7 protein-coding genes, 1 tRNA gene and 1 pseudogene are annotated in these 9,229 nt (G+C 55.5%); 4 read left to right on the top strand and 5 right to left on the bottom strand.

Annotation, left to right across the window (positions count from 1 at the left end; all coding sequences use genetic code 11):
• Window positions 1-253, top strand: a 253-nt coding sequence (locus NW845_RS06575) for a DUF29 family protein (protein ID WP_414377639.1), incomplete at its 5' end; no start/stop codon positions are given.
• A 113-nt stretch (window positions 254-366) separates the two neighbouring features.
• Here NW845_RS06575 and NW845_RS06570 read toward each other — a convergent pair.
• Window positions 367-438, bottom strand: a tRNA-Met gene (locus NW845_RS06570).
• Between the two features lie 130 nt (window positions 439-568).
• Between NW845_RS06570 and NW845_RS06565 the strand changes: the two genes are divergently transcribed.
• Entirely contained in the window at window positions 569-1,123 is a 555-nt protein-coding gene (locus NW845_RS06565; protein WP_414366509.1) for a GDYXXLXY domain-containing protein, read from the top strand.
• A 37-nt stretch (window positions 1,124-1,160) separates the two neighbouring features.
• On the opposite strand, the gene NW845_RS06560 is transcribed toward NW845_RS06565, so the two are convergent.
• The 4 genes and pseudogenes from NW845_RS06560 to NW845_RS06545 form a co-directional block, all read right to left on the bottom strand.
• Entirely contained in the window at window positions 1,161-1,805 is a 645-nt protein-coding gene (locus tag NW845_RS06560; RefSeq protein WP_414366508.1) for a Rho termination factor, read from the bottom strand.
• Window positions 1,798-3,132, bottom strand: a complete 1,335-nt coding sequence (locus NW845_RS06555) for an AAA family ATPase (protein ID WP_414377636.1) — start codon at window positions 3,130-3,132, stop codon at window positions 1,798-1,800. The genes NW845_RS06560 and NW845_RS06555 overlap by 8 nt, the downstream gene beginning before the upstream one ends.
• A gap of 26 nt (window positions 3,133-3,158) precedes the next feature.
• On the bottom strand, window positions 3,159-5,366 hold the full coding sequence (locus NW845_RS06550) for a phosphoketolase (protein WP_414377634.1): 2,208 nt from the start codon (window positions 5,364-5,366) through the stop codon (window positions 3,159-3,161).
• A gap of 79 nt (window positions 5,367-5,445) precedes the next feature.
• Window positions 5,446-5,688, bottom strand: a pseudogene (locus NW845_RS06545) (hypothetical protein); the annotation flags it as partial.
• Between the two features lie 918 nt (window positions 5,689-6,606).
• Here NW845_RS06545 and NW845_RS06540 point away from each other — a divergent pair.
• The gene (locus tag NW845_RS06540) at window positions 6,607-8,685 is read left to right on the top strand and encodes a molybdopterin oxidoreductase family protein (RefSeq protein WP_414377631.1); all 2,079 of its coding nucleotides are present in this window, start codon (window positions 6,607-6,609) and stop codon (window positions 8,683-8,685) included.
• A gap of 26 nt (window positions 8,686-8,711) precedes the next feature.
• Window positions 8,712-9,179 carry a nitrate reductase associated protein gene (locus tag NW845_RS06535; RefSeq protein ID WP_414377628.1) on the top strand — a complete coding sequence of 156 codons (468 nt, stop codon included), beginning with the start codon at window positions 8,712-8,714 and terminating at the stop codon, window positions 9,177-9,179.
• Window positions 9,180-9,229 lie beyond the last annotated feature (50 nt).

Genomic DNA, 9,229 nt, shown 5'->3' with positions numbered 1-9,229 from the left:
TGAACTTGTTCGCCTCACTTGTAGCACGAACGGCTTTCATCCCGACACTGATTGGCTCTTCACCCATACAGTGCGGGTCTTCCCGCCGATTAAGCTAAAGCCTGAGCTTTTGGCAGCTCTGCCAGAGGCTTACCAAGACGGGATCCTGTTGGTGGTGAAAGAAACGCCGCTCTCGGAAGAGGATCTGCCCGCCGAGTGTCCCTACCCACTTGAGCAGGTGCTAGATCTCGGCTTTTATCTGGGATCGGGATAGCTCAAGGGGCTTGGCTCGCCCTTGGAAATGCCGCCTCTTGCAACCTGAGAGCGAAAGCTAGAGCTCCAGCTCAACCTGTCCTCCAAAGGCTGCAACCAAAGCCTTGCTAGAGATGGCTCAGGCGTGATTTGAACACGCGACCCAGGGCTTATGAGTCCCCTGCTCTACCGCTGAGCTACTGAGCCGAGAAGACGCTTAACTAGGATAGCATCTTTATGGCTGGGAAGTCTGCCCTGAAAGAGGATCCCCCCAGGCATAGCTTCCTCCACAGCTTGGGGTAACTTGTTCCAGCAAGCCGCCTAGAACCGTGCTGTAATGAACACGCCCTCTCCTCGGCCTCCCAAGGGATCCCTCTTTTGGTTGGCCCTATTGCTGCAGGTAAGCCTGGTTGCGCTGGTGCCGACCCGGAAGGCGCTTACCCTTGCCACGGGAACCCCCATCTACTTGCAAATTGCTCCTCGGGATCCCTACGACCCCTTGCGGGGCCGCTACGTAACCTTGAGCTATACCGTTGCCCAACTTTCCACTCTGGAGAAACTGCCCGGTTGGTTCCCTGAGCTTGGTAAGCCAGGGATCCTCTACCTGCGCTTGGCCCCTCCTGCCGGGGATCCCTCTCAACCCTGGCAGGCCATCGGCATCAGCCGCGACCGGCCCGGGGAGCTGCAACCTACGGAGGTCGTCCTGCAAGGGTGGTTCGATGGGTGGCAGCTTAGGTTTGGGATCGAAGAGTTTTTCATTCCAGAAGCGCTGGGAGATGTTCTGGAACTAGAGATCCGCCGCAACCCAGAAGCACTGCGAGCAGAGGTGAAGGTGGATCCCTGGGGCAAAGCAGCTCTGGTGGGTCTTTGGGCGGGGGAACGGCGGTACTAAAGGCCGGCCTTGTTCTGGAGTGGGGGGAGGATCCCTTTTAGCCCTCTTTCTTTTTCCGTGAGCGACTTGAGCTTGTTTTCTTGACGCTGGCGGATGTCGTGGTTTTTTTAGACGATTTCTTCTTACTAGGAGGTGGTGCTGTAGGAGCTAGGAAAAATACCTCCTTCAGAGCATCCAACTTTTTGCCTTGCGTAATTCTGCATCCTAGCTTGGTTATGGGAGTTAGATCCTGCCACCAGCTCCTATCCGCCTCCGCAATTCGCGCGGCTGCAATGGTTACATCAACTCCCTTAAGCGGAGTGCCGGGCTGCTCAGCCAGGTATCTCAGCGCAGCCAAGATAGTTTCCCTAGAAGCCTCAGTCAGATTGACCTTCGGAACCCTTTCTCTGGCGAGAACTTGGGCCTGCTCCACCTGCTCCAGAGCTGGGTCAACAATGATACACCAGAGCCTCTCCAGCCCTGCTTCTTGAGCAACTGCATAGACAAAATGGTTGCCAACGGCCTTGTACTGGTAGTCGCCAGCTTCAACCACTAGCAGCGGCACCCAGTTGCGCCCTCCTGTTGCCCTTAACTGAGCGGCTGCTGCAGTAACCAGGAAAGAGGGAGCAGAAAACCCCTCGGCAGGCATGATGCTCTCAAGGGGTAAGTTCACTAGCTTGCCGAGATCGGAGAACTCACTCATCGATAAAGTACTCGCCGGCGAGCTTTTGGTAGTATTCTAAAACTTTCTTGTGCTTAAGGACAGCAGGAATTCGATCAAAAGTGGCAGAAGATATCAGTGCATAGTCGGGTATAATGCATTTGTCTTCATTGCCCTTTTTAAAGAGCGGTCGGAAATACGGGGTTAAGTCGATATCTTTCTCTTGCTTAATAAGCTTTTGTATTTCTTCGTTTGCCAGTTTGGTAGCATTTTGATTTTTCGAGGAGACGCCATTAAAAAAGATAGGCAAAGCGATGGGGCCTCCGTCATGTCGTGATTTAACAGTTTCTGGAATGAATTTGGTAATTACTCTAACAGCATTATTTAAAGAAGACAGATCGTCAGGTCGGGTAGGTATCAAAATAACGTCGGCAGCAAAAAGCCCACTTTGGCTGAAGTAAAGCCACTGAGTTGGGCAGTCGATTAGGATGTAGTCATACTCACGACGAAGGGGGGCAAGCAGATCCCGAAGGCGCCTGGTTCCTTTCTGGATATAGGCTGCATTTTGGCTGTCGGTCAGTTTCTCCAGCTCAGAGTCTCTTGGGATGAGGTTGAAGACGGAAACTATTCCCTTAGGTGTCTTGAGCCTATATGTCTGAACAATCGTGTGGACGTCTATCCTGGGATCCTTTAAACACTGCGTTAGTGTAACTTTTCCAGGAGTAGCTCCCAAGCTTCTTGTCAAATCTCCTTGGGAGTCAAAGTCAACAGCTAAGACTTTTTTCCCTTTATATGCTAATGCTCCTGCAAGGTTAATAACCGTTGTTGTTTTGCCCACACCGCCTTTATTGTTGTACACACATATGGTCAAAGCGCGCTCGTAGTTTTCTATCTTGTTTCGTAAATCATGCACGATGTTCTCAATGTTATCCAGGTCGATAGCAAGGTTTGCTGTAACAGGGTGAACAACCTTCCCGTGCCTCCTCCAGAGCTGGATGTAATTTGCATTGGTAATTATTCCCCACCTTGCTGATTTGCAATGCTCTCCAAGCAAGTACCTTTTTATTTGATCTACTGCATCTCTACAGGCAGCGGATCCCTCACTAAGATTGACTGTCCTGGACTTAACTTCCAAGAGAAGGTATGGGTTTTTCCTAGAGTTATAGAAGATATCTGTATGTTGTGTGTTTTTTCTAGCTGCAAAGTCTACTTCTCCGCACCCTGTTTCAAACTCCTGCCTGATCTCCAGGTCTCCAAAGCCTAGCTCATGGAGCAAGGGTCTGGCAAAATCTTGGACAATGACTTGCTCAACTCTCTCGCGGGGGGATATCCTCCCAAGCTTCTCTCGGAGGGAGATGACACTAGTCATAGACTGAAGGGATCCCAATGTGCCCCTCAGTCTAGCAGTTGCTTTGCCCTCTCTGCGAGTGCCTGGGCCGTTAGGCCGTTGTAGTCCATGAGTTCGGCAGGGGTAGCGGTGGTTTCGCCGCGTTTCCAGGCAAAAAGATCGCGCGGGCCGGTGTAGCGCAACAACAGGGGCTCCAACATCAGGCTGGATCCGCCAGTCACGCCGATAAGGGCTTCGCCGGCAAACCAGGCGGCAAACTCCTGGTCAGACATGAACTCTCCATCGGGTTGGGCACAGGTGGACCAGGCTATATCGCTGGGGCGGTAGAGACGGCGAGGGTTGACTACCGAAACAATTTTGCTGCCGATCCCCTGGGCCTGGAGCTGGTCAGCCGCCGCAAAGACTGGCAGGAGGATCATATCCCCCACCACAGCAAAGACCACAGTGCGGGATCCAGGCAGTTCCTGCAGCACAGTGCAGCCCTGCTCCACGGCTTGGCGCGCTTGTTCCAGGGTGGTGCGGATGGGCAGGGGGGTTTTGCTGGCAAAGATCGGGATCCCTTTGTTGAAGGTCGATAGGGCCCACTCGTAGGCGACTTGGGCACAGTTGGCGTCGGGGGGAAAGAGGGGGAAGATGTTGCCGTTGCGCATCATGGCCGCTAGATAGGCCTCGATTTCCGGACGTTGGTGGGTCCAGCCGTTGCGTCCCTGTTCCAATGCTCCAGCTGTGAAGAGGGCAATAGCGGAAGGAGTGGGGCGGCGCAGCTCCGCCATCGCCTGGGTTACCGTCTGCCAGATGGGCAGTCCGTTGACGGCAAAGGATTCATAGGAGCACCAGAGAGAGCGCCCGCCGAAGAGCGCCAGGCCCCCCGTCAGGCCAGCGCAGGCATCTTCGCTAAGGGGTTCGTAAACCTGGCCCTGGGGCTGTTGGTTGTAGAGCGGATCCACCGTGGGGTGGATGACTTTCAGGCCCTGGTTGACATTGGCAAGGCCGGAGGCCTCGTTGCCGTCCGCGTTGGCCACCAGAAAGTCAGGGTCTTTCTGCCCTACCTGCACCACTAGAGCGCCAATGGCCGTGGTGGAGACTTGCTTATCGCCGAGGGGGAACTCAGTTAAGTTGAGGGATCCCAGCGGCGGCAGAGGCCGGATAGACTCAGTGACCACCACCTTGGCTGCCGGCCCCCCAGCAGCCCGCTCGCAGTTTTGTCGCACCAGGGCCCAAGCTGCCGGATGCAGCGCCCGCGCTTGCAGAGCAGCCACAATGTCGGGGTTGTCCAAGGTGTGGTGGGCGTAGAGGTTGTGGGATTTGGATCCCTTGGCGTGCACGCCCGCCCCTTTCAGTTGCTTGAGGATGAAAACCGTCAGGTGGCCGCTTAGAGCTGACTGAATGGCCCGCTCCATTTCGGTCAGTACCCTCTGGGCAAAGGCCAAGCGGGCTTCCAGGGAAAAAAGAGTGCTGTCCACATAGGGGCCAGGCTGCTGGGCATCGTCGAATTCCTTAGCATCCACCAGCACCACTTCCTCGAAGCCGTTGCCCCGCCAGTACTCAACCATCTGGGCGTTGGTGAGGGTGGAGATCATGCTGTGGTGCTCTTGGCTGTAGCCATTCCAGACCAGCACCGGCAGGAAGTTGGTGCGCTGCGGGAAGGCGGTGTGAAAGTGGATCATGGAGCTCATCACGTAGGGCTCCCCCAGCCCCCCATCGCCGATGGTGACAGGAAAGAGGCGATCCGGGTAAAGCAAAGCAGCGGCCATGGCAAAGTGCTGCCCCTGCCCAAGGGGCCCTGCCGGCGCCAGCAAGCCGGGGATGTAGCCAGAGAGGTGCCCCAGCAGCCCTTCCCGTTCCCGAAAGCGAGCCTGCAAGTCAGAGACGGTGTGGATGCCCATCTCGGCCAGGGATCCATCCAAGAACATGGCGGCATAGAAGCCGGGGGCGTGGTGGCCCACTTCGGTGGGGATATTCTTCTGGCCCAAGTACACCAAAGCGGCGTAGGCCTCCGCCTGGCTGGCAAAGCCCCCTGGGTGGCCCGAGGCTTTGCTGGCCGTCATCTGCAGGGTGAGGTAGCGCAGCGCATCGGCATAGAGCAAAGTTTGGTAGGCGGCCATGCGACTGCCGGGATCCCGCAGCTTGCCTGTGGCAGCATCGACTGCAGGTTCCTGGCCCAGGCGATCGAATTCCGGCCAGGGATCCCCAAAGTATTGGATCCCTTCGCAAAAGGCGGAGATTTGGGCAGTTGCCTCCTGAGCCAGCGTCATGGTCGAGCCTCACTCTTTGTCGGGTTACTCCTCACTTTAAACCTGATAAGGCCTTTTGGATGTTGTAAACTACCCGCACTCATGCTGACGTATAAAGTACGGGCTCTTGGTAGCCCTGCAGTTGACAAGCCAACCACGGACCTCTGGGCTGGTTTGCGGCAGCCCCCAAAAGCGCAATCACAAAGGACTCCGTCCCGCTGACGCCAGTGGAGATGCAGGGGTCCACCCACGCTTGAAAGCGCCTCTCCCTGCCAGACAGGCGTTGCAGCAGCTCCCGGCACCTGCGCCGTGAACTGCGTGTGCCCTGACTGGCTTTGTGTTGAGGTAGACGAGGTGTACACTTCCCAGGCAAGTTTCTTGGATAGGGATGAGCTACCTAACTACGGTGAAAGACCCGACCGGTGGCAAGCATCTGGGAAGTGGATAAAGCGGGGACTGTGCCAAACAGCCAAAGGGTGGTTAGTGAACGCTGATGCTAACGCTGCGGCTAACCTACTGAGAAAAGTAAGCAGAACTTTGGGGCTTTGCCTCGAGGGACTGTCTAAGGGCGGTTTGACAACACCTTTACAAGTCCGTTTGTGGGCTACTTAAGAATCTCCCGACTTCAGTCGAGGGAGTGTCAACTAGCTGTGCTCGGTGGCGGATTAGGAGCGGCAAAGCTGCTCCCTTCTGGAAAAGGGGAGTGTTCTGCGTGCATCTGAACGCAAAACTATCTGACTGAAAAACTTAGCCCCTTGCTGTGGGCATTGACCCTGGCAGCAAGCAGGAAGGGTGGACGGTTAAATTCTGTAGCTCACATGTGCCTCGACATCCAAGTGGACACTGTGACTTGGATGAAGCTATGGATCCCTGAGGCAGCAGGTTTCATCAGAAGCGATTTGTAGGTAAGGGATGCCTCCTTGAGCCAAGGGCGGCCGGCCCGTTGCTGCTCAATCTAGCTATCGCTTGCTGAGTTTGAGGGCTGATCTGGAGCAGAAAGCACCTTTTATGCTGAATGAGCATTTTAAGATGACATAACTGCATAAGAGGTAACAAACGGTAGTACACATTACCAAAGATCTGGAGGCGACACCCCTATATTGGCCTGCGTGAAGGGCTTGAGCATGGCCGCATCCTTCCCCGCTTGGCTGTTGGGATCCCTGCGGCACCCAAGCTTTGCAACCCAAGCAACAAAGTCCTCGACTTTCTCCACCGTCACTTTGCCCAGGAGGAGTAAACCAGCTTCAGATGAGAATCAGCAATGGATAACGTGCGTAGCCTCTGTCCCTACTGCGGGGTTGGTTGTGGCCTGGAAATTCTGGCTGGCGGCACAAGAATTCGCGGGGATCGGTCTCATCCCTCCAGTCAAGGCATGGTTTGTGTTAAGGGTGCCACTCTTCTCGAAACCCTTGATCACAACCGTGCCACCGTGCCTCTTTATCGCTCCAGCCTCCGCGATGATTTTCAGCTGATTAGCTGGGATCAAGCGCTGGATTTGATCGTGGAGCGCATTCGCCAGAGTTGCCCCGAGCGAATTGCGATCTATGGTTCAGGGCAGTTGCATACTGAAGATTATTACGTTGCCCAAAAGCTACTCAAGGGCTGCCTGGGCAGTAATAACTTTGACAGCAACTCGCGCCTTTGCATGTCCTCTGCCGTGGAGGGCTACTGCCAAAGCTTGGGTTCAGATGGCCCTCCCTGTAGCTACTCTGACCTCGATAGCTGTGAGCTTGCCTTTTTGATCGGCACTAACACCGCTGAGTGCCACCCAATTTTGTTCAATCGCCTGCGCAAGCGCCACAAGAGTGACCCGAGTTTGAAGGTGGTGGTTGTGGATCCCCGCCGTACCGAGACGGCTGAGGGTGCAGATCTATATCTTGGGATTGCTCCAGGCAGCGACATTGATTTGCTCAATGGTATTGCCCATCTACTCATTCAGTGGGGGGCCATCAACCACGACTTCATTGCCCAACACACCGAAGGTTTTGAGACCTATGCAGCTCTGGTGGCCGAGTACACTCCTGCGCGTGTGGCTAGTCGCTGCGGCATAGAAATTGAGGATGTAATTGCCCTCGCTCGACTCTGGCAGCACTCCCGGAAAACCCTTTCCATGTGGTCAATGGGGCTTAACCAGTCCAGCGAAGGTACTGCCAAGGTTACAAGTCTTATCAATCTCCATTTGCTCACTGGCCAAATAGGCTTTGCGGGGGCAGGGCCGTTCTCGCTGACGGGGCAGCCTAACGCCATGGGCGGCCGAGAGGCGGGTGGCTTGGCCCACCTCTTGCCCGGCTATCGCAAGGTTACGAACCCGGAAGATCGCACTGCTGTGGAGCAGTATTGGCAGCTTGGCCCAATCAATCCTGAGCCTGGCCTCGATGCTCTCGGGATGATTGGCGCTCTGGAGGCTGGCGCCCTGGATGTTTTCTGGATTGCCGCCACCAACCCGCTGGTGAGCTTGCCCGACCTGCACCGGGTAGCAGCAGCGCTCTCGCGATCGCCTTTCACGATTGTCCAAGATGCCTACTTTCCTACCGAAACCACTGCCTACGCGCATCTGGTGCTGCCTGCTGCTCAGTGGGGTGAAAAAACGGGCACCATGACCAACTCCGAGCGCCGCGTTACCCTCTGTCCGGCGTGGCGCCATCCCCCCGGTGAAGCACGGGCTGATTGGGAAATTTGGGCGGAAGTAGGCCGCCGTCTGGGCTTTGCCAAGGCGTTTAGCTTTGCCGATAGCGCAGCAGTTTTTGCCGAATATGTCAGTCTTACTGCTGGGCGTCCCTGTGATCTTTCTGGCCTCAGTCATGAGCTCCTGCACCAAGGCCCCCAACAGTGGCCTTATCCCCGTACTGGACCAATCGAGACCCGCAACCTCTATACCAATCACCACTTTCCAACGCCTACAGGTCGCGCTCGTTTCATCGCCAGTCATTCACACGGCCTTGCCGAACCACCGGATCCCGACTATCCCTATGTCCTCACTACAGGACGCCTCTATGGCCATTGGCACACCCAAACCCGTACTGGCCATGTAGCCAAAATTCGAGCAATGCACCCCCAGCCTTTTCTCGAGATTCACCCCCGTGATGCTGACAGGGTAGGGCTCACCGATGGCGACTGGGTAAGGGTTGAATCACGGCGAGGCAAGGCTACCCTCCCGGTTAAAATAACTCGGGCGATCAGCCCCGGCACGGTATTTATGCCGATGCATTGGGGACCATTGTGGGGTGAAGATACCGCCTGCAATGCCCTCACTCACTCAGTTGCCTGCCCTAGCTCGAAGCAACCTGAACTTAAAGCCTGTGCCGTCAGACTTAGTCGCATCGAACCCCTGTCAATCTAAGCCCACTTTATGTCTTGGGTAACGCGATGATCTTTCAGTTCGAGCAAGACTTTGCCGATAGCCTCCGCTGCATCCCTATGGTTGTGCGCTTGAAGCTGGATCAGTGTGGCATCAAACTCAAACTATATCAGTGGCTGCGTTTTAGTCGTCAGCAGCGCCAAAGCTTGATTGACCGACCAACTGATACTGCTGCCGACCGTGCTACCTACCGCGAGTACCTGATTCACCTTATTGAAAATGTCTGCCAAGAACAACCTAGTGAGCTGCCTGTTGATCCAAAACCGGCTTGGGAAGATGCCACCGCAATCCCTGCCAGCGTCCTTGAGCAAGCAGCAGCCAGGGGGGTTGTGCTGACCCTTGAGCTGTGGCAAAAGCTAACGCCCTTGCAGCGCTTTGCCCTCATTAAGCTTAGTTGCTCCAAGCACGAAAACCGTAACTTTGTACCTGCCTTTCAGGAATTCTCCTCACCCTGGAGCCAAGATAAGCGCTGCTAGGGTAGGTGCAGCTCATACTCGGACACTCCATTCGTTGGCCTTACTTTCAG

Source organism: Synechococcus sp. H60.2 (assembly GCF_047462315.1).
Taxonomy (GTDB): Bacteria; Cyanobacteriota; Cyanobacteriia; order Thermostichales; family Thermostichaceae; genus Thermostichus.
Note: the sequence above shows the minus strand (reverse complement) of the source record. Positions and strands in the feature narration are given on the sequence as shown.

What these genes read in the sequence shown, in the direction of transcription:
- NW845_RS06565 (WP_414366509.1), top strand. Translation starts at nt 569, where the DNA reads ATGAACACGCCCTCTCCTCGGCCTCCCAAGGGATCCCTCTTTTGGTTG.
- NW845_RS06560 (WP_414366508.1), bottom strand. Translation starts at nt 1,805, where the DNA reads ATGAGTGAGTTCTCCGATCTCGGCAAGCTAGTGAACTTACCCCTTGAG.
- NW845_RS06555 (WP_414377636.1), bottom strand. Translation starts at nt 3,132, where the DNA reads ATGACTAGTGTCATCTCCCTCCGAGAGAAGCTTGGGAGGATATCCCCC.
- NW845_RS06550 (WP_414377634.1), bottom strand. Translation starts at nt 5,366, where the DNA reads ATGACGCTGGCTCAGGAGGCAACTGCCCAAATCTCCGCCTTTTGCGAA.
- NW845_RS06540 (WP_414377631.1), top strand. Translation starts at nt 6,607, where the DNA reads ATGGATAACGTGCGTAGCCTCTGTCCCTACTGCGGGGTTGGTTGTGGC.
- NW845_RS06535 (WP_414377628.1), top strand. Translation starts at nt 8,712, where the DNA reads ATGATCTTTCAGTTCGAGCAAGACTTTGCCGATAGCCTCCGCTGCATC.